The organism is Hydrogenimonas cancrithermarum (genome assembly GCF_030296055.1).
Classification (GTDB): Bacteria; Campylobacterota; Campylobacteria; order Campylobacterales; family Hydrogenimonadaceae; genus Hydrogenimonas; species Hydrogenimonas cancrithermarum.
The window spans coordinates 1790654-1815182 of sequence record NZ_AP027370.1; the positions used below are offsets into that span (position 1 = coordinate 1790654).

The window sequence follows — 24529 nt, forward strand, 5'->3', positions numbered from 1 at the left end:
CGAAAACATAAAAGTGTTAAACGAAAATGTTGCCGAAAGGGCCCAGCCGGGTGCCGGGCGGGAATTTGGAGGGAGTCAGGCTTTTGGAAGTGTGCGTCGGTACGCCTTTTCGACCGCTTCGATGAAGGCGGCGCGGGTGCCGTTCTTTTCCAGCGCCGCGTATCCCGCCGCCGTGGTGCCGCCCGGGCTCATGACGCCGTCTTTGAGCAGGGCGGGGTGGCTGTGGGAGAGCAGGGGTGCGAAGCCGGCGAAGAGCCCCTCGACCAGTTTCATCGCATCCGCTCTTTTGAGTCCCTCTTTGACGCCACCGTCGGCCAGCGCTTCGGCGACGAGGGCGAGGTAGGCCGGGCCGCTGCCGGCGACGGCGGTGGCGATGTCGAGCTCCTTTTCGGTTTCGACCCAAAGTGTCTGCCCGATCGATGTGAAGAGCCGTTCGGCTTCCTCTTTTTTGGCACCGTCACCCGTCAGTGTCGTCATCGAGGAGAAAAATTCGGCTGCGAGGTTGGGCATGGCACGCACGTAGTTTTCGGCTTTGACCGCCTTTTTGAGCGCCGCGATACCGGTGCCGGCGAGGACGGAGTAGAGTGTTTCGGCTTTGCCCTTCAAGCCGGCCGCCGTCTCTTTGAGCGCATAGGGTTTGACACAGAGGATGACGCTCTGCCCGTCGATCTCGTATTTGTCGAGGAGTGCCGTTTTGGCATGTTTGCCGAGCTGCTTCGTGAAGCGGAGCAGTTTCTCTCCGTCACGCCCGACGATCGTCAGTTCGTGCTCTTTTTCAAGCCCTTTCGCCAGCGCCAGCGCCATCTTTCCCGGGCCTACGATCGTCAGCTTCACGATGCGTTCTCCGCCGCTTTGAAAAACGCTTTCAGTGGATCCGCCAATCCGTAATCGGGATATTTGACGCTGTCGAGCACGACCTGGGCCATCGTACCGTTTTTCGTGTTGAAAACGAGTGGCGCGATGAAGTTGACATGGGAGTTTTCCAGCGGTGTGTCGATGATGACGATGTTGAGTACCATGGCATCTTCGGCATTTTCGAGCTCAAGCTTTTCGGCGGCGCTTTTTGGAAGGTCGAAGATGTAGTCCTCGCGCAATGCACCCGGCTGAATCAGCGTGAACGAAGGAGCTTCTCCCTCGCTGTTTGCAAGACGGTAGAAGATGTCGTCGATCGGTTCGAGAGTCAGGTTGGAAACGGTGTCGAATCCGAGAATCGGCATGACGGCTTTAAAATCCATGGAGAGTGGTCCTTTAATCCATTAGTAATGATATATCGGCTAAAATGAATAACAAGTTTAACCAAAAGGTTCTGAATGTATCGAATCGCTCTACACGCGGCATTGGCCGTTATGCTTACGCTGGCCGTCGGAGGCTGTGGCTCCAAGAACAAAGAGGAGTACGAGAAACCGGCCCTCTACTGGTACCAGAAGATGATGAAAAGCGCCGCCGCAGGCAATCTCGAAAAGGCGGACGACTACTTCACGTCGCTCGAGAGCGAGCATATCGGTTCGCCGCTGATCCCGCAGGCGATGATCATTCTGATGCAGGCGCATATGGACAACGAAGAGTATCTTCTCGCCAACTTCTATCTCGACGAATATATGAAGCGGTATGGAAGTTTCAAAAACCGTCAATTCGCCGAGTTCATCCAGATCAAAGCGGCTTTTTACGGCCTCAAGTCTCCGCAGAGGGACCAGAAACTCGTCAGCGATACGCTGAAAAAGGCGCGCGGCTATATCGCGAAGTATACGAAGGGCGAGTATACGCCGATGGTGGAGACGATCGAGGTACGGCTGGAGATGACGCAGTACCTGATGAACGAGAGTATCGCGTCGCTTTACGAAAGGCGAAACAAACCCAAAGCGGCACAAATCTACCGCGCGCGAAACGAACGGAGCTGGCTGAAAAAAGAGGATATCGTGCCGCCGGCGAAAGGGTGGCTTGGCTGGCTGTTCGACTGATGTGACGTGCCGAAAAAAATGGAGCGATGGATACTTGACAAATTTCGCAAAAAGCACTATATTTAAGAAAAATTTAATATAAAAGGGAGGTTGAATGCAGTTAAGCGATTACAGTGCATTCCCGGCCAAAATACCGGTCATCGTGGAAGATGATCTTTTTCTCTATCCGTTTATGATTTCACCCATCTTTCTCAACGACGAATTGAACGTACAAGCCGCCGCCCGGGCGGTGGAGACCAATTCACTCGTTCTCGTATGCCCGACCAAACCGGGCCATGAAGGGGAACGCAGCTTCGACGCCATCTACAACGCAGGCGTCATCGGTTCCATCATGCGCAAGGTGACGCTGCCCGACGGGCGCATCAAGGTACTTTTTCAGGGGCTTGCGCGCGGACGTATCATCGAAGAGGTGAGCAGCTCGCCGCTGGTGGCGAAAGTCGATGTGATTCACTCCAGACCCTACAACGAACTCAAGATCGAGGCGCTGATGGAGGTGCTTCGGGAGAAGCTGCGCACCCTTTCGCAGGTCAGCAACCAGTTCCCGCCCGATCTGATCCGCACGATCGAGGAGAACCATGAGCCCAATCGTATCGCCGATCTCATTTCGAGTACGATCAAGATCAAGAAGCCCGAGGCGTACGAACTCTTCATCGAAGAGGACGTCGAGCAGCGTCTTCTGCTGCTGATCGACATCATCAGTGCCGAGATCGAGGCGAGCAAGCTTCAAAAAGAGATCCGCTCGAAAGTGCATAGCCGCATCGAACAGGTGAACAAAGAGTACTTCCTCAAAGAGCAGCTCAAACAGATCCAGCAGGAGCTTGGGACCGATACGCAGCGCGAAGAGGAGATCGAGGAGTACTACAAGAAGCTCGAAGCGAAAAAGCCCTACATGGACGAAGATGCCTACAAAGAGGTCAAAAAGCAGATCGACCGCTTTGCCAGAATGCATCCCGATTCGGCCGACGCCAACATGATTCAGGGTTACCTGGACTGGGTACTCGAGATTCCGTTCGGAAAGTATGCGAAGAAGCATCTGAAAGTCGACGATGTGGAGAAACAGCTCGACAAAGACCATTACAGCCTCAAAAAACCGAAGGAGCGGATCGTCGAATACTTCTCCGTCCGTGAACTGGCGGAGCTCCGCGGTGTGGCGGACAAGGAGATCAAAGGGGCGATCCTCTGTTTCGCGGGCCCTCCGGGAGTCGGTAAAACGTCGCTCGCCAACTCCATCTCCAAAGCGCTCAAGCGCAAGCTCGTGCGTATCGCGCTGGGCGGCCTGGAAGATGTCAACGAACTCAGAGGCCACCGCCGTACCTACATCGGTGCGATGCCGGGACGTATCGTGCAGGGGCTGATCGACGCAGGCGAGATGAACCCCGTCATGGTACTCGACGAGATCGACAAAGTGGGGCGAAGCATGCGCGGCGACCCGACGTCGGTACTGCTCGAGATCCTCGACCCGGAGCAAAACAGCGAATTTCGAGACTACTACCTGAACTTCAACATCGACCTGAGCCAGGTGATCTTCATCGCCACGGCCAACGATATCGGGTCGATCCCTGGACCGCTGCGCGACCGTATGGAGTTCATATTCTTGAGCAGCTACACGCCGCAGGAGAAGTATGAGATTGCCAAGCGCTACCTGATTCCGCAGGAGCTCAAGAAGCATGCGCTCAAAAAGAGCGAATTTTCGATTACCAAAGCGGCGCTCGAGATGGTCATCGAAAACTATACGCGTGAAGCGGGGGTGCGTAACCTGCGCCGCCGTATCGCCGACATGATCCGCAAAGCGGCCAAGATGATCCTTACCGACCCGAGTCTGGGCAAAGTGGCGGTCACGGCCAAGAACATTCGGGAATTTCTGGACAAGCCGATCTTCGAGATCGACGAGACCGACAACATTCCGATGGTGGGCGTCGTCAACGGCCTGGCGTGGACGGCTGTGGGCGGCGACGTGCTCAAGATCGAGACGATCAAGATCAAGGGCAAAGGCGGCCTGCAGTTGACGGGGAGCCTGGGCGACGTGATGAAGGAGTCTGCGCGTATCGCGCTGAGTGTCGTCAAGACGCTGATCGACCAGGGGAAACTCAAGATCGACGACCGCATCATCCCGAAAACGGCGAAGGAGCGTGAAGAGAAGATCAAGGTCGAACCGAGCGAAGTCTACAAACGCTACGACCTGCACATTCACATTCCCGAAGGCGCTACACCCAAAGACGGACCGAGCGCGGGCATTACGATGGCCACGGCAATCGCATCGATCTTCGGCGAGTTCAAAGTGCGCCCGGATGTCGCGATGACCGGGGAGCTGACGCTGACGGGCAAAGTGCTTCCGATCGGAGGGTTGAAAGAGAAACTGATCGCGGCCTACAAAGCGAAGATGAAAAAGGTGCTCATCCCCGAGAAGAACTTCAAGCGCGATCTCGACGACATTCCCGAAGTGGTCAAAGAGGCACTGCAGATCATCCCTGTAACGAGAATAGAAGAGGTCTTGAAAGAGGCTTTGATAATGAAGTAGGGGAAAATGGGTGAAGATTCACCCATTTTGGAAATTCGGCGGGATCAAAGAGAGGTCAGACGCTCGATCTTGCTCATGATGTCCTGCTCTCTGACAGGCTTGGCGATGAAGTCGTTGGCGCCGCTGTTGAGCGCTTCTGTCTTTTTCGTTTCGTCCGTCGTCAGGACGATGACCGGAATGTTCTGGAGTTTGGGGTCCGAGTTCATGATTTGAAGAACGGCGATCCCGTCCATGATCGGCATGATGATGTCGAGAAGAACGAGGTCTATATCGTCGAGGTCCCTCAGAAGCGTAATGGCCTCCTGGCCGTCGGACGCCTCGATAAGCTCTCCGATATTGGGGTGTTTCTTCAGCATGGCTGCCATCAGCTTTCTGTTGATCATATCGTCGTCGACAACCAAAACTTTGAGTCGGCTCATTCAATCATCCTTCTTTTTTCATAAATTTTTCTATTATCAGTCGTATCAGGTCACGGTTGACCAGGTTGATGATCACTTCATCACAATGTTTTCTCTCCTCTTCCGTCACGGATGTGGAGGGATCGGTCATCAGGATGAGTGCAGCGTGGGGCGCACTCATCTTTATCTCTTTTTGCAGAGGCTCGAGCGCCATACCGTCGATCTCTTTGTCGACGAAGACCAGAGCGGTTTGCGCATCGAGCTTTTCCGTCAGCTCTTTCGGAGAGTCGGCGATGTCGACGTTGTATCCGAGCTGGTGGAGCATGTTGGCGAAAATTTTCCCCTCGAGCGGACTCTTCTTGAGAACGAGTATTCTGTCCGGTTCGGGGGCTTTCGAGGTTTCCGGCGTTTCGGCGGAAACCGTTTCCGTGGGTTGCCCCTGAGGAACCGCTTCGGTTTCACTCTTTTCGGAAACGGCCTCTTCTGTAAATGTATCGAACGAAATCTCCTTCTCCTCCTCTTTCTCTGAAGCGTGCTGTACACCCCTCGAAGTGGCGGGTTTCTCTTTTTCGTCTTTCGTATACATCTTGTCGCCAAGGAATTTTTTCAGGATCGAGATGATTTCTTCTCTTATCAGCGGTTTGGTCGTATACTCGTCGAGCCCTTCGGCGAGGAACCTTTCCCTGTCCCCTTTGAGCGCGTTCGCCGTCAAGGCGACGATAGGCACGTGCGGAACGTTTTCGTCCTCTTCGTAGTCGAGAATTTCGTGGGTCGCTTCCACACCGTCCATGACCGGCATCGAGATATCCATGAAAATGATGTCGAAGTCGCCGTTTCTACGCTTTTCGAACGCTTCGAGGCCGTTGTCCGCCAGTTCGACCGTCAGGCCGAGATCTTCGAGTGTTCGCTTGATGAGCTTCTGGTTGATCGTATTGTCCTCGGCGACGAGCGCTTTGGCCTGAAAACCGATGTGATCGATATCGAGAAGCGGACGGCGGACCTCTTTGACCACTTCGGAGGTTGCCGCTTTGAGAATGGCCACCATCTTCGTCGCATTGACCGGCTCGTAGACGATCTTTTCGCAGTGCAGGCGCAGAGACTCGATCCGCTTCTGGTGCGTCGATTTGATGATGACGTTACAGTGCAGCGGCGTCTTGCCCATCTTGCGAAGGTCGTTGTCGGAGGCGTAATCGGCGTCGATCATTGCCGACTGCGCTTTCTTTTCGGACGCGAGTTTTATGAGTTCTTCCGGTGCGCTGAAAGGAATCAGCTTCGCACCGTAATAGTCGAGGTACTCCTTGATATACTCGTCCTGCTTCTTCGATGCGCCGGGCGCGGAATAGAACGCGACGGTGACATTGGCGAACCTGTCTCGCATATCCTCGTTCATCTGGGGTAGCTCTTCGAATTCGAGCGTAAAATAGAAACGGGTACCTTTGCCGAGCTCGCTTTCGAGATCGAGGTGGCCGCCCATCAGTTCGGCATAGCGTGCGGAGATGGTCAGGCCCAGCCCGGTTCCGCCGAACTTCCTGGTGACACTGGTGTCGGCTTGCGAGAATGCTTCGAAAATATGCGCCTTTTTGTCCGGAGAGATACCGATACCCGTATCTTCGACACTGAAACTGATGGCACATTTGTCTGGATCGCTCGCATGGACTTTGCGGATTTCGACATTGATCGCGCCACCTTGGTTGGTGAACTTGACCGCATTGCTCATCAGGTTGATCAGAATCTCTTTGATCTTGGTCGGATCGCCTTTGATGGGCTGGTTCAATCTCGGATCGATGAAGCAGGCGAGGTTGACATTCTTTTCGGCCGCTTTGACGGCATAGATTTCGACGGCGCTCTCGAACTCCTCGATCGGGTTGAAGACGATGTTTTCGATCTCCACTTTGTTGCTCTCGATCTTGGAGAGGTCAAGGATGTTGTTGATGATCTCGAGCAGGTTTTCGGAACTCTTTTCGATGATACTTACGAACTCTTTCTGTTCGCCTTTGAGTTCGGTGTTTTTAAGCAGTTCGGTAAAACCGACGATTCCGTTCAGCGGCGTTCGGATTTCGTGGCTCATGTTTGCAAGGAAGAGCGACTTCGCTTCGCTCGCCTCTTCGGCACGCTTCTGTTCGAGCCGCGTCTCTTCGATGATCGCCTGCAGCAGGGCATACGCTTTCGCCGTACCTTCAGGTGTATCGAGGTTGATCTCCATTTTCTGGTTGGTCGATTCCGCGACATTCTGGAGGATCGTCTCGAGGTTTTTGATGTTTTGCGTAATCTCGCGGCTCACGATCATGCCGATAATGGCGAGGATGATGGAGATGATCCAAAGCGCGCCGGAGGCGACGGCGATATACATCTGTTCCTGGATCGTCGAGGCGATCTTGCCTTTCATCGCGGTGAAGATCGTCTTCTGTGCATTGTCGAGGATGCTGATCTTCTCGGTATTGAGGTTGAACCAGAGCGTAGGGTCGATCGTGTAGTAGCCGTCGTTGATCGAGTGGAGTATTTCGGCACGTGCCTGGGCGAGTTCTTCGAAAATCTCCTGGGAGTCTTCGTTTTCGAGAAGTCTGCGAATACGCTGTTTAAGCCCCGGGTCCGAAATGAAACCATATTCGTATGTGTCGGCCTGCCCGATATAGTGGATCCATTTTTGAAGCTCTTCGTCGCTCATTTTCGTATAGCGGGTGAGGATGAAAGACATGAAACCGCGTTCGATACCGCTCGCCTCTTTCGCCTTGGCGAAATTGATGTAGGCTTTCGCCTCGTTGCTGATCTCGTTGTTCAGCCCGACCGAAGTCACTTTGTCGATCTCTTCGAGCAGCGATCCGATCAGGGCCGTGTAGTAGTTGAAGAATGCCTTGTCGAAACCGAGCTGAAGGGTGTCGATCTGGTGACGTTTCTGGTTCAGGAGACTCAGCATGACCGGAACGCTCTTTTTGGGTTTGGTCTCCGGGTGGTCCGAAAGGTAACGTTTGAATGCCGCGACCTTCTTGTCGACCACGGCACGCTGGGCCTTGAGGGACTCTTTGACCTTTCGTCCGTGGGAAGCGATGTATATCGCCGTCATGCCGCGCTCTTTTGCCAGCTGGGTCGAGAGGTCGTTGATGATGGAGCTGTATTCGATATGTTGGTCGAAGGCCTGAACTTTCAGATAATTGGTGGTGGACTGGTAGAGAAAATAGCTCGCGAACCCCAGGAGCAGAAGAATGGGGAGGAGCGAGATCAGTTTGAGTTTACTTCGGATACCTATTTGCATACATCACCTCTGTTCATAATGGTAGTTTGTGTGTGGCGGCTATATCGACGCATTCGAGTGCACCGGCCTTTTTGCCCTCTTTGAGCAGTTTAAGTGCCGTCTGCCTCTCTTTTTTCTTCTGCAGAAGATAGACTTCGGCCAGATAGCATTTCGCCCGGGCATTTCCCAGCTCGGCGGCTTTGCCCAGCAGCTGTTTCGCTTTTGGCAGATTGCGGTCGACGCCGAGGCCTTTGAGATAGAGAAGGCCCAGCAGAAACTGTGCCTGCTCGGCTCCATCTTCCTCTATCGCCATTTCGAACAGCTCTTTGGCCACTTTGTAGTTTCCCGATTTATAGGCGCGCATCCCGTCGGAAAAGTAGCTGGCGAATCCAAAAGCCGGTAGCAGCAACAGTATAAAGAGCAGTCGTGTTTTCACGCGTATTCCTTTGCCATTGTTTTTTCCAGTGCCGCGAGTTTGCGGTAAAAGGCGACGAGTCTCTCTTCGACCTCTTCGAGCGATTGGGCATGCTGCACTTTTTCCATAAGCTCACGCATATCTTCGATTCTCAGGTTCGCGGCGACCCCTTTGAGCTTGTGTGCCACTTCGTTGATCGTCTTGATATCGTTCGTTTCGTACGCTTCGATGAAATGGGCCTTCTCTTCGCGTGCCTGGGTGATGAAGTCGTTGACGAATTCCACGATGAGCGATTCCGGAAGCCCCAGCGCGTCGGCCGCTTCGTTGGGATCGAAAAGGAGTGTTTCGCCCCTGTCGATCTCTTCGAGCTCGAGCCTCTTTTTGGATGGCGTGGTTTCGGGTTTTGCCGGTTCCTCGAAGGAGGGGTGGAGATGTTCGGCCGGACTCTTTTCGGGCGTCGTCATCCGCTCTTCGGAGGTAGCGGTTTCCGGGATGCCCTGCCCGCTCAACCCCTGTATATAACGCTCGACGTTTTGCCACGCTTTGCGGATCTGCGTTTCATCATCGAGTGAAAGAATCTCTTCGAGTGTCTGCGTCAAAGGGTCCATCATCAGGTTCGAAGCGATCCCTTTGAGCTTCATCGCCTCTTTTTTGACGAGATGGATATGGCCGGCATCCATGGCGGCTTTGACTTCCGGCGCATCGTGATAGTAGGTCTCTATGAACTCTTTCACGAAGGCTTTGACCATCGTTTCGGGCAGTCCGAGCGTGGCGGCGATTTTTCCGGTCTCTGGCTGGAGATTCGCCGCCGGTGCCTCTGTCGGACTCTCTCTATTTTCCTCCGATGGCATGGTTTCAGGCTCGGGAACTTCCGTTTTCAAGCCGATCTCCGGCACTTCGAGGGGTTCGAATGGGGAGGTTGCCTCTTTTTCCGCGAAAGATCCGCTCTCCTGCTTCATGCCGATCCCGGTTTCACTCTCTTCCACCGCTGCCGGGGATTCGAAAAGCGCTTCGGCATTTTCGGGCTGTTCGACGTTTTCCTCTTCGGAAGCGATCGCTTCGACACGATCGCTTTCAAATGAAAAATCGACCAGCTCGAGGGGTGCGTCCGCCGGTTTTTCGGATGGGGCCGTTTCCGGTGTCTCCTCGAAAAGCGAAAAATCGACGGAGGGGGTTTCCCCTTCGTGCTTGGCCGAAGCGGCCGGCTCCTCGAAACGCACTGCCGGAGCTTCGTATGTTTCCGCGGCTTTCGCGGCCGTTTCATCCGTCGTCGATATTTCGGGAGCCTCCGCAGCGAGAGGTTCGGAAGGAATGTCGATGGAAGTGAACGCACTCTCCTCTATCGGCACATGGTATTCTGTCCCGTTGGAGAGTTTGAGGTTTTTGAACTCTATTTGGTAATAGAACTCCGGCGTCTCTTCGCCATACTCGATCGGATAGAGAATTTCAAGGGCCAGGTCACATTCGTATGTCGCCTTGTCTTTCGTCGAGATGAGGACCTTCTTCTGCTCCGTGTTGGCATTGCGAAGAAAACTGATCCATGAAAAATTTTCGAAGTTGTAGATGTATCCAGGACGCTTTACGAAGAGTTCGCTATAATCTTCGTGTTCGGCCAAAAATTCCGAGATATCGTGATATCCCGCGAGTTTCAGGGCATTTTTCGATATACAGTAGAGTTTTCCGTCATTTCTGTAGATTAACACGGTTATCCTTTTTACGACTTCTCATCTTCAAGCATCCGGGCATAGGTGTTTATGATCGAGAGGACATCCATCCGTTTCGCAGGATGGCGAGCCGCGATGTATCCTGTTTTGACACCCTCTTTGAAAATCGGTTTGATGTAGGTGTCTACCCAATAATATCGGCCGTCTTTGCGAAGATTTTTAACGAGTCCCTGCCACTCTTTGTCGGCTTGAATGGTATCCCACAACTCTTTAAAAGCCGCTTTTGGCATATCGGGATGGCGGATGATGCTGTGCGGCTTTCCGATAAGCTCCTCTTTGCTGTATCCCGATATTTCGATGAATTTCCGGTTGGCATAGGTGATGATGCCGTTGAGATCGGTTTCACTGATGATGACGCCGTCGGCAAACGTGTACTCTTCGTCGATGGGGGTGGGCCGTTGCATTGAAACTCCATAAAAACTATATTGTTCGGATTATCATAGCATAAAGCGCCATGAGTATGCTTCTTTTTGCCGCGAAAAACAGGACCTATTCGTCTGTGGATGGCGGATGAAGATACAGATATATCGACTGGGCATCTTTTTTGTTTAGAACTCTCCCCAGTGTTTCGAGGTCGGCCTCTTTGATGGCGTCGAACGTTCCGAAATAGTCGATGAGCCGTTTCACTTTGGCGGGCCCGATCCCCTTGGCTTCGAGAAGAGAGATCTTTTTGTCCTCTTTCAGGCGCTGTTTTTTATGGAAAGCGATGGCGAACCGATGCGCTTCGTCTCTGAGCCTTTGAAACCACTGCAAACGTGCATCGCTCGGCATCAGCCGCATCTCCCCCTCATCGGTGTAGAGAATATCTTTCGCCGCCCCTTTCGCCCGGTGTGCCTTCGCATCGATTTTCTCTTTCGCGATCCCGACGACGGGCAGGTCGACCCCTTTTCTTTTCAGCAGCGTCAGCGCAAGCTGCCGGAGTGTCTCGCCGCCGTCGATGACCCACAGGTCCGGAGGCGGGGATTTTTCGAACGAACCGATACGCTGGGAGAGCATCTGCTCCATCTGGTGGTACTCGTCCCTTGCCGTAAGATTGTAGTGGCGGTAGGAGCTTTTGTCCCACTTCTCTTTTTCCCTGACGACCATCGCTCCCACAGGCGCTTCGCCCGCAAGGTGGGAGTTGTCGAAAATTTCGATGCGCTCCGGTGCCTGCCGGAGTCCGAGCAGATCGCGGATCTTCTCCGGAAGTTCGGGTTTGGGACGAAGGCTTTTTTGTCTGAGCAGTTCCTTCGCATTCTGCACTCCCAGCTCTGTCAGCCGCCGTTTGTCACCCCGTTTCGGTGTCGTGATGGCGATATGTTTTCCGATGCGCTCGCTCAACAGTGCGGAGAGCTCCTCCTGCTCGTCGAAGGGGTGTGCCGTCAAGATAGCCGTCGCCGTAAAGGGCGTTTCGCTGCCGTAAAACTCGAGGATACTTCTGCGGTAGACTTCGCTCAGATCGGTCTCGTCGTGCAGGTGCAGATAGGTGTGGCTGGAGGCGACGATTTTCCCTTCCCGCATGAAAAGGCGTACCAGTACACCTCCCTCGTCGTCGAACGCCGCGGCAAAGATATCGAGGTCTTCGAGCCTGGCGAGATCGGCACTCGAGAACTCTTCGATTTTCCCGATCGCCTCGATGCGGTCACGGATCTGTGCCGCCTCTTCGAATCGGAGCGATTCGGCGTAGAAGTGCATTCTCTTTTCGAGTGCACGCTGCAGGCGTTTTTTGTGATGGATATAGCTGAAAGCCTCTTCGACGAGTTCGGCATACTCCTTTTCGTCGATCTTCCCTTCGCACGGAGCCATGCAGCGTCCGATCTGGTGGAACAGACACGCCTTTTTCCCTTTGAGGCACCCTTTTTTCTGTACCAGCGGCACCAGCTCGTAGAGCGAATCTAGAATCGCCCTCGCACCGTGAGGAAAAGGGCCGAAATATTTCACTCTTTTCCCTTTGACCACTTTTCGCGTCAGTTCGAACCTTGGGAACGGTTCGCTCAGGTCGATGTAGATGTAGGGGTAAGTCTTGTCGTCGCGAAGAAGGATGTTGTATTTGGGTTTGAGCTGTTTGATCAGCGAGTTTTCCAGCAGCAGTGCATCGCTTTCGCTCGGTGTCACGATCGTTTCGATCCTGACGGCCTGTGCGACCATCTGATAGATTCGGGGGCCGAGAGTGGGGGCGGGGGCGAGTGTAGGTGTGAAACGGAAATAGCTTTTGACCCGTTTTTTGAGGCTTTTGGCCTTTCCGACATAAAGAAGCTTCCCGTCTTTGTCGAAATATTGGTAGATCCCCGGTTTGTCGGGGAGGTTTTTAACGCTCTCGATCATGGGTGAAGATTTTGTTCGATGGTCTCTTTGATCTCTTCGAAAGCGGCTTTGATCTCGTCGCTTTCGGCGTGCACTTCGAACGTGCCGTGAGCACGCTCCGTATAGCGTGGTTCGGTGGAGCCGGGCGCCTTCGGAGCCGGAGCGAATTTCGAAACGAATGCCTTGACATCTTTGATTTCATGGGCTTTACATGCCTCTTTCAGAGGCGGAAGGGTGCTTAATAGGTTCTTAATTAAAGAGAGCTTATAATCGAATTCCATTTTGAAGGCCGGATGTTTTACCGCAAAAAAGAGTGTCCGGTTTTTGACATAAATAAAGAGGATGCCGCGCTGCAGCGAGGCGGGAAGCGCTTTTTTGAGAAGGCGGAAACAGGTTTGCTGCTGCAGTTTCGCATAGATAGGCTGAGAGACGAAATGGGTAAGCACCGAGTCAATTTTTTTCATATTTTAATTATAGCATCACTTCTGGCGGGTGTGGGGGGATGCGGTTACAAAAAACCTCCCTACTACCCCACCGAAAGTGAGACGGGATCGCAACAATGAAAACCGACAGCAAATACGACGTCATCATCGTTGGTGCCGGGATCGCCGGCCTCTATGCCGCACTCCATATACCGAAAGAGAAGAACGTTCTCATTCTCTGCAAAGACATTCCCTGGGAGTGCAATACCTTCTATGCCCAGGGTGGCGTGGCGGCTGCCGTCGACGAGGGGGATGTGGCGTCGCATATCGAGGATACGCTGAATGCCGGGGCAGGACTTTGCAACGAGGAAGCGGTCGAGCTGATGGTCGAAGAGAGTCTCGAAGTGATACCGGACCTGATCCGGCGCGGATTCGAGTTCGATAGAGACGAAGCGGGGAACCTGCTCTACACGAAAGAGGCCGCACACAGCAGACCGCGCATTCTTCATGCTGGCGGCGACGCGACAGGCCGTTATCTTCACCAGTTTCTGATGCAGGCGAACCCCCACCCGCTCGTCTATAATGTCAGGGTTTTCGATCTGCTCCGTTCGGGCGACACCTGTTATGGGCTCAGAGCCCTCATCAACGAGGAGATCAAAGAGCTCTACGCCGACAACATCATCATCGCGAGCGGTGGTGTCGGAAGCCTCTACGCTTTCCACACCAACTCCAGAACGATCAGCTCCGACCTGCATGGCATCTGCCTGGAAAGAGGCATCCGGCTGGAGATGATGGAGATGATGCAGTTTCACCCCACTGTCTATGTCGACAATCCGTGGGCGAGAAAACAGCTACTGACGGAAGCGTTGCGGGGCGAAGGGGCACAGATCGTCGATGAAGAGGAACGGCGCTTTCTTTTCGATTATGACGAAAGGGGCGAACTCGCTCCGCGCGATATCGTCAGCCGTGCCATTTTCGACTATCAGAAGCGTCACGGTGGGAAGGTCTACTTGAAGATGGACATGTTCGACGAAGAGTTTTTCGCCCACCGTTTCCCCAATATCAAAAAGGCGCTCGCCTCGGTCGGTTTCGACCTTCCCAAAGATCTCGTACCCATTTCACCGGCGTTTCATTATGCCATCGGCGGAATCGTCTGCGATCTCAACGGCGTCGTGCCAGGGCTCGAAAACCTCTATGTCATCGGTGAAGCGGCCTGCACGGGTGTGCACGGGGCCAACCGGCTCGCAAGCAACTCTTTGCTCGAAGGGCTTGTCTTTGGCCGTCGCGCCGCGCGTCATCTGAACGAAAAGGGGTTCGTCTGGAGCCACAAACCGCCCTTTGCCGAATTTAAGGGGAACCTGGTCGAAAAAGATGATACAATTTTAAAACAGCGCCTGCGCCGTACGATGTGGCAGGAAGTGGGGATCGTCAGGACGCGTTCGGGGCTCGAGCGTGCACTCGATTTCGTCGACGACGTTCAGCATCTGACGATCGGCCGGCTGCTCGCTCTGCGTCTCAAGACGGCACGAAAAATCATCGAATCGGCACTTGCCCGGAGAGAGTCTGTCGGTGCCCACTACATCATCAACGAATAACGAAGGGCATGTTGAAAATCCCGAATACCAAAATGTAACGAAAAACAAAATTGTGTCGATATTCAAACAACGATCTAATCACAAAGGAAAACAATGCACGAAGCGACGTTTCATCTGACGACCACATGGGTCGGCATTATCGATCTGGCGATTTTCGTCATCGCCTACTACTTCATCGCAACCGAAGAGAAGTATGAAATCAACAAGGCGAAGCCCGCACTGTTTGCGGGAACTTTCATGTTCATGCTCGTCGGTGTCTATTTTGCAACCAATGGAATGGATCCGGAACCGCTCCATGAAGAGATGCAGAAACTGATTCTGGAGATTGCGGAGATTTTCTTCTTCCTCTTCGTCGCGATGACTTTTATCGAAACACTGATCGAACGGCGGGTCTTCGATGTTCTGAAGTACAAGCTGGTTTCGAAAGGGTACAGCTACAAGAAGCTTTTCTGGCTTACCGGCCTGCTGGCTTTTTTCATCTCGCCGGTCGCCGACAACCTGACGACGGCATTGATTCTCTCGACGGTTCTCTTTACGATCGACAAGAGCAACAAAGATTTTCTGGTGCCGGGCGCCATCAACATCGTCGTGGCGGCCAATGCCGGCGGTGCCTGGAGCCCGTTCGGCGATATTACGACGCTGATGGCATGGACAGCGGGCAAAGGGGAGTTCGTCGACTTTCTCTATCTTTTCGTTCCTTCCGTCTCAAGCTGGGCTCTGACAGGCTGGCTTCTTTCACTCTACGTCCCAAAGGGCGAGCCGCATTTCAATGTCGAAACCGAAGAGATTCCTCAGATGAAAGAGGGCGGGAGTACCGTCATCTGGCTCGGCGCTTCGACGATCGCCATCGCGGTACTCGGACACCAGTTTTTCCATTTTCCCGCGATGTGGGGCATGATGTTCGGGCTTTCGTTGCTGAAACTCCACTCTTTCAGGCTTTCGAAAGGGGGGCATGACGGGTATGATATCTATGTCAATATGAAAAAGATCGAGAACGATACGCTTCTCTTCTTCTTCGGTATTCTCTCCGCCGTCGGTGCGCTGCACTTTCTTGGCTATCTCGATTATGTCCACGATCTCTACAGTATCGTCGGCGCGACGGCTGCGAACATCGGTGTCGGATTCATCTCCGCCATCGTCGACAACGTGCCTGTCATGAGTGCGATTTTGAAGGCGAGCCCGGAGATGGGGATCGACCAGTGGCTTCTCGTCACGCTGACCGCGGGTATCGGCGGGAGCCTCATCAGTTTCGGCTCCGCAGCGGGTGTCGGCGTGATGGGACGTCTTCGCGGTATCTATACGTTCGGTTCCCATATCAAACTGGCGTGGACGGTACTGGCAGGGTATATCCTGGCGATGGTCCTGTGGTACATCCAGTTCGAGATGATGGGCTTGTATTGAAATAACACTCTACAACACGCTCTCCCGGCACCCTCGAGATTTTTCGAAGAGGGTGTCCCGGATTTTCTATCCATCCCAACGACTCTTCAACTATCTTTCGCTAAAATATCCAAAACCATCACTCCAAGGAACAGAATTTGAAAGATGTAAGTATCATCGTACTCGATTTCGGATCGCAGTACACGCAGTTGATTGCACGAAGGCTCCGTGAAGAGAAGATCTATTGTGAAATCGTTCCCTATTTCACGAAAGTCGAAGAGATCAAGGCGAAAAACCCCAAAGGTATCATTTTCAGCGGCGGGCCGGCGTCGGTCTACGACAAGGAGGCTTACGCGGTCGAAAAAGGCATCTATGAACTGGGGCTTCCGATCCTCGGTATCTGCTACGGTATGCAGCGTATCGCCGTCGATTTCGGTGGCAAGGTGGTCCGCTCCAATCATCACGAGTATGGGAAAGCGGAACTCCATTTCTATGAAGAGGGTGGTTACCGTTCTTCGCTTTTCGAAGGGTGTCACGACGGTACGGTTGTCTGGATGAGCCACTCCGACCGTGTCGAAGAGCTGCCCGCGGGTTTCAAACCGATCGCTTACAGCGACAACTCTCCCTATGCGGCAATCGCCGATGAAGAGCGAAAAGTGTATGCATTGCAATTCCATCCGGAAGTCCACCACTCTGAAGAGGGGCATATCATGCTTCGCAACTTTGCGCGCAATATTTGCGGCGTGACCGAAAAGTGGGATATGGGCCATTTCCTCAAAGAGCAGATCAAAAAGATCCGCGAGCGGGTGGGTGAGGGAAAAGTGCTCTGCGCTCTCAGCGGCGGTGTCGACTCTTCGGTTGTCGCGGCGCTTCTGTACGAAGCGATCGGCGATCAGCTCATTCCTGTCTTCGTCGACAACGGACTGCTTCGTAAAGGCGAGCGGGAGCAGGTCGAGAGTGTCTTCAAGGTCCACCTCAAAGTACCGCTCATCACCGTCGATGCGAGCGAGCACTTTCTGGTCAAACTCGCCGGTGTGACAGACCCGGAGAAAAAACGGAAGATCATCGGCCACACTTTCATCGAGGTGTTCGAGCAGGAGGCGAAGAGACATGAGGGCATCAAGTTCCTGGCACAGGGGACCCTCTACCCGGATGTCATCGAATCGGTTTCGGTTAAGGGGCCGAGCGAGACGATCAAATCGCATCACAACGTCGGCGGCCTGCCGGAGTGGATGGATTTCGAGTTGATCGAACCGCTGCGCGAACTCTTCAAAGACGAAGTGCGCAAGCTGGGGTTGGAACTTGGACTTCCCGAATCGCTTGTCTACCGCCATCCGTTCCCGGGGCCCGGCCTCGCGATCCGCATCATGGGGGAGGTGAACATCTACGATCTCGACATGCTGCGGGAGGCTGACGCCATTTTGCTCGAGGAGCTCAAAGCGAGCGGCTACTACACGAAGACGTGGCAGGCGTTCGCCGTGCTTCTCAATGTCAAGAGCGTCGGCGTCATGGGTGACAACCGAACCTACGACAACACCGTCTGCGTCCGTGTCGTCGAATCGGTCGACGGAATGACGGCGACATTCGCCCATCTGCCGCACGACCTCCTCGAGCGCATCAGCCGCCGCATCATCAACGAAGTCGACGGTATCAACCGTGTCGTCTACGACATCAGTTCGAAACCGCCCGCGACGATCGAGTGGGAGTAACGCGCGGTGCGCGAATGGAGAATGGAGAATTAAGAATGGAGAATGAGGAAAGGCCGCAGAGCGACCGACCATTCGAGAAAGCGTGTAACACTTCAACACTCAACACTCAACACTCAACACTCAACTCTGTTTATCTGCTTTCCCCGACCCCGAAACCCGGGGTTCGGCATCTACCTATGATCCAGTTTGAAACCATTCCACAGCCACTCGATTTTTCGGGATTCGACGGCCTGATTCTCACCTCCAAGCAGGGTGTCGTAGCACTCGACGAGGTGAGTGGAGGCAGATGGCGTTCGACGCCTGCGGCGGCCATCGGCGAGATGACGGCGAAAGAGATCGAAGCGCGGGGCGGGAAGGTGATTTACATCGCTTCCAAAGCCTACGGGGATGTTTTGGCAAAAGAGCTTTCGGAATGGTTCGAGGGGTTCAGATGGCTCTATCCCCGTCCGAAAGTGGTCGTTTCCAAAATAGCCGCCGACCTTCGCCATGCAGGTATCGAAGTCGATGAAAAGGTGATCTACGAGACGAGATGCATGGCGTACGATCGGCCGCGAAGGCCGGAGAAAGATGCCGTGCTCATCTTCACATCTCCTTCGATCGTCCGCTGTTTCTTCGAGAATTTCGAGTGGGATGAAAGCTGGCGTGCCGTCGCGATCGGAAATAAAACGGCGCAGGCGTTTCCCGCCTGTGTCGTGGCTGAAATCGCTCCTTCAACTTCTATCGATTCCGCCATCGAATTCAGTTGTGCATTAAGTAACAATAGAGTATAATTTAATTGACTGAGCGGTGCGCTACCCGCATATCGGGGGTCCAACACTTTGATATGGCGGGATTGTGTAGGTGCGCCGTGTGTCGGTGACTTCGTCCGAGCCGGTGCTCCCGGCGAGAAGTTGCCGCCTAAAGCGCGCCTCCCTCCTGCACCGTTGGTCTATGATGGACCACACTCAAGCGTGAACGCCCGCTCGGTCACATTTATGTCATCGATGTTGTATGTTCTTCTACCGCATCTGCTGCATCATCGGCGCACGTCTGCTGCGTTGTGGCTCCATCGACGTAGCTTTGGCTACGCCTCGTCACCACGCCTTGCATCCGCACACCGCTGATTTCGCATATATGGCAGCTGAACATACAACAGCGATGACGATGAAAACGAAACATGTATGATTCTATATTTTTAAATTCCCGGAAAAGGTAGCTTTGTTATGAGAGTGATGGTCGTTGGAAGCGGTGGACGCGAATATGCGATTGGGCGTGCTTTGCACAAGGACAGTGCGGTCGAAAAGATCTATTTCGCACCGGGCAACGGGGCGACGCCGCAGATGGGCGAGAATGTCGACATCAGCGACTACAGCGAGCTGGCCGACTATGTCGAACAGGAGGGGATCGACCTGACGATCGTCGGGCCCGAAGCGCCTCTGGTGGGAGGTATCGTCGACATCTTCAAGGCACGCGGCCTGAAAATATTCGGCCCGAGCAAAAAGGCGGCACAGCTCGAGGGGAGCAAAATTTTCATGAAAAACTTCCTGGCGCGCCATAATATTCCGACGGCAAGGTATATCGAAACCGACAGTATCGAAGCGGCTTTCAAGTTTATCGATTCGCTTCCGACACCGATCGTCGTCAAAGCCGACGGTCTCTGCGCCGGCAAAGGGGTCATTATCGCTCCGACACACGACGATGCCAAGAAAGCGGCCTCCGAAATGTTGAGCGGCAAAGCCTTCGGCGAAGCGGGAACGAAGATCGTCGTGGAAGAGTTTCTCGACGGGTACGAACTCTCACTCTTCGCGATTTGCGACGGCAAGGATTTCGTCATGCTTCCGGCGGCACAGGACCACAAACGTCTGCTGGACAACGACGAAGGGCCGAATACAGGGGGGATGGGTGCCTATGCTCCGACGCCACTGATCGATGACGAACTTTACAGAAAGATCGAAACACGCATCATCCGTCCGACAGTCGACGGGATGGCCGAAGAGGGCATGCCTTTCGAGGGCGTGCTTTTCGCGGGATTGATGATCGTGAACGGAGAGCCCTATACCCTGGAGTTCAATGTGCGTTTCGGCGACCCCGAATGCGAGGTTTTGATGCCGCTGCTCAAGACACCGGCCGGTGAACTCTTCGACAAAGCGGCTTCTGGAAGGCTCGATGAACTGAATGTCGAGTTCATCGACAAGTATGCCGTCGGTGTCGTGATGGCGAGCAGAAACTATCCCTACAAAAGTAGCGAACCCGCCGAGATCATCGTGGATAAAATCGTCCATACCGAGCTTGTCGACAAAGCGCATATCGATTTCGCCGGTGTCAGCCTCATCGACGGCAAACTGATGGCGACTGGCGGACGTGTGCTGGTCTGCGTAGGCCTGGGAGAGACGATCAAAGAGGCAAGAGACTATGCCTACATGCTCTGCGGCCAGGTCCATTTCGCAGGAAAACAGTGCCGCAGCGACATCGCCTACCAGGCTTTGCGCGACGCGGACGGATGATGTTCTGGCGATGAACGAAGTGATCGAAGAGCGGCTGTATAGCTCGGGTATGGAGCTCGCGCCGCTCGGAAAGCGCGCCCTTGCCTATATGATCGACGATATGCTGATCAGCATGCTTTTCGTCATTATGCTCTGGACACCGATAGAGCAGGCCCAGAGTGTCGAAGAGGTCGCTGCGATCGTCAACAGCGTCTGGCTCTATATGGTGATGACGCAGATCCTTTACCATACATGGTTCGTCTGGCAGTATGGCGCATCGTTGGGCAAGATGGCGATGAAAATGCAGGTCGTAGAGATCGAAACGATGACGAAGCCCCGTCTCGCCGTAGCATTCAACCGGGCGGTTTTCAGAATCGTCAGTGGGATGATCTTCTACCTAGGCTTCGTGTGGGCTTTTTTCGACCCCTATCGGCAGACATGGCATGACAAAACCGCTTCCACTCTGGTTGTCGATGCTTAGAACCCATTTCGAAAATCCCTGTGCGCGGCAACGGAGATGGATCTTTGAAATAGGTTATAGATGCTTCTTCGTGTTTCTGTTGGCATGCCTATCGCTTCATGCTCAGACATTGGAGCAGAAGCGTGTTGAGTTGATGGCGGCAACGGTGGAACGCAACGCTTCGGTAGTGGAAGCTTCCGGTGACGTCGTCGTCTATTACGGCGATACCATTTTGATGGCGGACCGTGCCGTGTACGATACGAACCGCTCGATTCTCGAACTTTTCGGAAATGTCGAGATGATCAAAGATATGAAACATGGGGCACTGAGCGACTACATCAGGATCGATCTGAAGCAAGAGCGTGACCTTTTCGAAAAGATTTTTCTCGTCGATTTCGCTTCCGAACTCTGGCTTCGTGGAAAACAGGCCGAAAGAGAAGAGGAGATACTGCAGCTGGAAGATGCGCTCGTCTCGAGCTGCGATGTGGCTTGCCCCGACTGGCATATAGGCTTCACTTCCCTGGAGTACAACAGTACGAGCGAATGGATGGACCTATGGAACCCCGTCCTCTACATGAAAGATAGGCCGATACTCTATTTTCCCTATCTCGGTTTTTCGACGAACCAGGAGAGGCGGACGGGTCTTCTTCGCCCGGATGTCGGCATCTCGTCCCGCGACGGTTTCTTCTACAACCAGCCGATTTTCATCGCCCCCGATCCGCAGTGGGATCTCGAAATCATGCCGCAGGTCCGTTTCAGCAGGGGGGAAGGGGTATTCGCGACCTTCCGTTTCGTCGACACGCCCCACTCCCGCGGAAAAATCACGACCGGATATTTTCATAGCAGAGAGAGTTTCGTCGACGAATACAATCTGAAGAACAGTTCCCATTACGGAGCGCAGGTGGACTACGAATCCCCCCAACTGTTTACCGATGGGAAAGGGAACAACCACGACGGGATCTATCTCGATATCACCTATCTCAACGATCCGGACTATCTCAACCTGCAGGCGCGGTCGACGGCGGAACTTCTCAACAGTTCCCAGGTACAGTCGCGAGTCAACTACTATTTCAACACCCCCGAAAACTATGTGGGCGTCTATGGCAAATACTTCATCGACACTTCGCTCCCGTCGAACAAAGATACGATTCAAAGCATCCCGATCGTTCAGCTCCACCACTACCAGAACACACTTTTGGGATGGAATGCACTGCACTATTCCGCAGACTACCGTATCAGCAACCTCTTTACGGGTGCGGGCAAAAGTATTCAGATGCAGGAGCTCAACGCCCCCATCATCTTCTATACCAGTTTTTTCGACGACTATCTGAACCTTTCGATTTCCGAAAATCTCTACTACTCCTATATCGGATACCAAAATCTCGGTGTTTCAACGCCGAGCAACTACTATTCGATGTTTCGGAACTATCACAAAATCGATCTCTACAGCGATCTGGCCAGGAGTTTCGGTGATGTGTTTCACACCATGCAGATGCGCGCGACCTACAACAAGCCGAGTTTCAGCAACGAAAGCGGCTATATCGATCCGGATGTCTCGGTCCTCAGGTCGCCCAGTGAAAACATGACACTCAGTGTCATCAACTATTTTTACGATGCCAAGGGGAACGATTTCGTCTATTACCGGATATCCCAGCCGGTGCTCTATGAAAAAAGCGAGCATCGATACGGTGATATCGAACAGGAGCTTCGATACAGATTTTGGGAACATTACGAGCTTTATACCGACCTTTTCTTCTCCTACTATCTCGGTGCAGTCTCCTCCGCCACGTCGCATGTCAAGTACGAAGACAGCGTCTATGATATAATGTTGACCCATTTCTATAAAGTATTACAAGAAGAGAGAACATCCGATTTTTACAGTATAAACGGCACCTACAAAAGCGAATCGGGCAATGACTGGTATGGAGAGGTCGCTTTCGACAATCTCGATGAAAGGATCAGCCGCTGGGGTCTCGGTGTCCACCTTTTCAGGCACTGCTGGGATCTTAACCTCGGAGTCAAGGATGAGCGAAAGCCCATCCTGACCTCTGCTGGGGCCGAGTCGGTCGACAATCTGGTATTCTATTTTCAGATCAATCTGGTGCCGCTTGGTGGATTTGAACAAAAGTACGAGCAGGAGTTTTGATGAAACGTTTCTGCCGCAAGGCGAAGTTTCGACAGTCTCATCATTGTTGAAGCTTCGCTTTAGAAAAAAGGAGATTTACAGGTGAAAACGGAAGCAAAAGTCGGTCTTTTTGTCACGATCGGACTTGTTTTGCTCTTTTTACTCAGTACCCAGGTCAACAAATTCCAGGGGTTTGGAAAAAAAGGTTACGATGTCGAAGCGATCGTCAGCGATGCGAGCGGCCTGGAGAGGCATGCCAAGGTAAAGATGAAGGGTGTGGAGATCGGCTACGTCAAAGAGATCTCCCTCTCCGGCACCAAAGTCGTTTTGACCCTCTTTGTCTATAAAAATGCGAAAATACCGAGTGATTCGCAGGTTCTTTTGACGCAAGAGTCGCTGCTCGGCGGAAAATATATCAATATCATTCCCGGATCGGCACACGTCTATTTGGCTGAAGACGGGAAGCTGACCCGCGAGAAGCCGATGGCGACGCTCGACGAGATGGGGACGCGTGTCGCAGAGGCGGCCGAGGAGCTCAGAGGGTTCATCCACGAACTTCGAAAAACGCTCGATCCCGGAAGCAGGGAGCATCTGAAAAATACGTTCAGCAATCTCGATACGCTGACACAAGACCTCAAAGAGGTCGTTTCGGGCAACAAGAAGGGAATCGACGATCTCGTAAAGAACATCAACGAAGCGGCGGAAAAGTTCGGGCGTATGTCGGCGAAATTTTCGGAGAGTGCCGATACAATCAACGGCGATCTGCCCGATATCATGGCAAAGCTAGAAAAGACGCTCGATTCGTTTCAGGGGGTTGGAGAGACGCTCAATACGAAACTTCCGCGCCTCGCCGACAAGTTCGAGTCACTCGAAGATCAGCTCGATATCGTGATCAAAGAGAATCGAAAACCGCTCAAGAGCGCACTCACGTCGGTCGATGGCTTCTTCAAAAAAGGGCAGGGGACAATCGACAAGCTCGACGACTATCTCAATTCGGTCACCCAGAGCCGGCTCGATCTCGGGCTCGACTCCTACTACCTGGCCAACGACGGAAAGCTTAAAGGCGGTATGCATATCGACTATATGCCGACCTATACGCGCCACTATATGCTGGATATCGTTTCCGGGCCCGACTATACGGAGCTTGTCAATGGTGAGTATCCGGCGGAGATGGACCATCAGAAGGGAAAGTTCTTCGTCTCCGCCCAGATCGGAAAACGGTTCGAAGATTTTCTGGTACGGGGCGGGCTTATCGAGAGCACGGCCGGTGCGGGTATCGACTATTTCGCCTATTACGACAAACTGAAACTTTCGCTGGATGCCTACGACTTCAGTGCCGTCAACGATATTCGTGGAGAGAAAGCCCACTTGAGAGCGACGATGCGATACCGTTTCTACAAGCACATCGACGCCTACCTCGGCGCAGACAACTTCCTCAATACCGATGCACGCAACCTCTTTTTCGGAATGGGTGTATCGTTTGAGGACGACCGCATCAAGTACCTTCTCGGTGCAGGTGCGAGTGCCGGAGCCAGTGCCGCCCAATGAGTTCGGCGTATGAGAAGATTCACGATGCGCTCGAAACATTGGGGCTTCCTTCGCATGTGAGCCTCAAAGATATTACGGCGCGTTACCGTTATCTTGCATCGGGGAAACATCCCGATGTGGGAGGAGAAGGCGAGGAGATGGCCCGCATCAACGAGGCGTACCGATTGCTGAAAAGTTATATCGAGAATTACAGATTTTCGTTCAGCGAAGAGGAGATTCTCAAACAGTTTCCACAGGATGCCCATGCGAAAAGGTTTAGGTTTTAAACCTTTAGAGTGTAAAATAGGGCGATGACAGATAAAA

20 protein-coding genes are annotated in these 24529 nt (G+C 53.3%); 11 read left to right on the forward strand and 9 right to left on the reverse strand.

Features of this window, described 5'->3' with window-relative positions; all coding sequences use genetic code 11:
* Positions 1-75: 75 nt before the first annotated feature.
* Entirely contained in the window at positions 76-834 is a 759-nt protein-coding gene (locus QUD54_RS09300; RefSeq protein WP_286336455.1) for a pyrroline-5-carboxylate reductase, read from the reverse strand.
* Entirely contained in the window at positions 831-1235 is a 405-nt protein-coding gene (gene fliW / locus QUD54_RS09305) for a flagellar assembly protein FliW (protein WP_286336456.1), read from the reverse strand. The genes QUD54_RS09300 and fliW overlap by 4 nt, the downstream gene beginning before the upstream one ends.
* A gap of 75 nt (positions 1236-1310) precedes the next feature.
* On the opposite strand from fliW, the gene QUD54_RS09310 reads away from it, so the two are divergent.
* Both QUD54_RS09310 and lon read left to right on the forward strand, forming a co-directional pair.
* Positions 1311-1958 carry an outer membrane protein assembly factor BamD gene (locus tag QUD54_RS09310; RefSeq protein WP_286336457.1) on the forward strand — a complete coding sequence of 216 codons (648 nt, stop codon included), beginning with the start codon at positions 1311-1313 and terminating at the stop codon, positions 1956-1958.
* A 94-nt stretch (positions 1959-2052) separates the two neighbouring features.
* On the forward strand, positions 2053-4476 hold the full coding sequence (gene lon / locus QUD54_RS09315; RefSeq protein ID WP_286336458.1) for an endopeptidase La: 2424 nt from the start codon (positions 2053-2055) through the stop codon (positions 4474-4476).
* 44 nt (positions 4477-4520) lie between these two features.
* On the opposite strand, the gene QUD54_RS09320 is transcribed toward lon, so the two are convergent.
* The 7 genes from QUD54_RS09320 to QUD54_RS09350 form a co-directional block, all read right to left on the reverse strand.
* Positions 4521-4895 (reverse strand): response regulator, encoded by a 375-nt coding sequence (locus tag QUD54_RS09320; protein WP_286336459.1) that lies wholly within the window; start codon positions 4893-4895, stop codon positions 4521-4523.
* Positions 4896-4899: 4 nt separating this feature from the next.
* The gene (locus QUD54_RS09325) at positions 4900-8124 is read right to left on the reverse strand and encodes a nitrate- and nitrite sensing domain-containing protein (protein WP_286336460.1); all 3225 of its coding nucleotides are present in this window, start codon (positions 8122-8124) and stop codon (positions 4900-4902) included.
* Positions 8125-8137: 13 nt separating this feature from the next.
* Positions 8138-8539, reverse strand: coding sequence for an SEL1-like repeat protein (locus tag QUD54_RS09330; protein WP_286336461.1), 402 nt, complete (start codon positions 8537-8539; stop codon positions 8138-8140).
* The gene (locus QUD54_RS09335) at positions 8536-10221 is read right to left on the reverse strand and encodes an Hpt domain-containing protein (protein WP_286336462.1); all 1686 of its coding nucleotides are present in this window, start codon (positions 10219-10221) and stop codon (positions 8536-8538) included. Before QUD54_RS09335 ends, QUD54_RS09330 begins: the two co-directional genes overlap by 4 nt.
* A gap of 11 nt (positions 10222-10232) precedes the next feature.
* The gene (locus QUD54_RS09340; protein WP_286336463.1) at positions 10233-10646 is read right to left on the reverse strand and encodes a PAS domain-containing protein; all 414 of its coding nucleotides are present in this window, start codon (positions 10644-10646) and stop codon (positions 10233-10235) included.
* Between the two features lie 85 nt (positions 10647-10731).
* Positions 10732-12546, reverse strand: a complete 1815-nt coding sequence (uvrC, locus tag QUD54_RS09345) for an excinuclease ABC subunit UvrC (protein ID WP_286336464.1) — start codon at positions 12544-12546, stop codon at positions 10732-10734.
* Positions 12543-12989, reverse strand: coding sequence for a hypothetical protein (locus QUD54_RS09350; protein WP_286336465.1), 447 nt, complete (start codon positions 12987-12989; stop codon positions 12543-12545). The genes uvrC and QUD54_RS09350 overlap by 4 nt, the downstream gene beginning before the upstream one ends.
* Before the next feature lie 95 nt (positions 12990-13084).
* On the opposite strand from QUD54_RS09350, the gene nadB reads away from it, so the two are divergent.
* The 9 genes from nadB (at position 13085) to QUD54_RS09395 (ending at position 24492) form a co-directional block, all read left to right on the forward strand.
* Complete coding sequence (gene nadB / locus QUD54_RS09355) at positions 13085-14542, forward strand: L-aspartate oxidase (RefSeq protein WP_286336466.1); 1458 nt, start codon at positions 13085-13087, stop codon at positions 14540-14542.
* Between the two features lie 93 nt (positions 14543-14635).
* Positions 14636-15943: a sodium:proton antiporter NhaD gene (nhaD, locus tag QUD54_RS09360; protein ID WP_286336467.1), complete on the forward strand. Its 1308-nt coding sequence runs from the start codon at positions 14636-14638 to the stop codon at positions 15941-15943.
* A gap of 137 nt (positions 15944-16080) precedes the next feature.
* A complete protein-coding gene (guaA, locus tag QUD54_RS09365) occupies positions 16081-17631 on the forward strand; it encodes a glutamine-hydrolyzing GMP synthase (protein ID WP_286336468.1) in 1551 nt (516 codons plus the stop codon).
* 35 nt (positions 17632-17666) lie between these two features.
* On the forward strand, positions 17667-18401 hold the full coding sequence (locus QUD54_RS09370) for a uroporphyrinogen-III synthase (RefSeq protein WP_286336469.1): 735 nt from the start codon (positions 17667-17669) through the stop codon (positions 18399-18401).
* Between the two features lie 432 nt (positions 18402-18833).
* A complete protein-coding gene (gene purD, locus QUD54_RS09375) occupies positions 18834-20114 on the forward strand; it encodes a phosphoribosylamine--glycine ligase (protein WP_286336470.1) in 1281 nt (426 codons plus the stop codon).
* 10 nt (positions 20115-20124) lie between these two features.
* Positions 20125-20574, forward strand: a complete 450-nt coding sequence (locus QUD54_RS09380) for an RDD family protein (protein ID WP_286336471.1) — start codon at positions 20125-20127, stop codon at positions 20572-20574.
* Between the two features lie 70 nt (positions 20575-20644).
* The gene (locus QUD54_RS09385; RefSeq protein ID WP_286336472.1) at positions 20645-22699 is read left to right on the forward strand and encodes an LPS-assembly protein LptD; all 2055 of its coding nucleotides are present in this window, start codon (positions 20645-20647) and stop codon (positions 22697-22699) included.
* 81 nt (positions 22700-22780) lie between these two features.
* Positions 22781-24226, forward strand: coding sequence for an MlaD family protein (locus tag QUD54_RS09390; protein ID WP_286336473.1), 1446 nt, complete (start codon positions 22781-22783; stop codon positions 24224-24226).
* Positions 24223-24492 carry a J domain-containing protein gene (locus QUD54_RS09395; RefSeq protein ID WP_286336474.1) on the forward strand — a complete coding sequence of 90 codons (270 nt, stop codon included), beginning with the start codon at positions 24223-24225 and terminating at the stop codon, positions 24490-24492. The genes QUD54_RS09390 and QUD54_RS09395 overlap by 4 nt, the downstream gene beginning before the upstream one ends.
* The last annotated feature ends 37 nt before the right edge of the window (positions 24493-24529 follow it).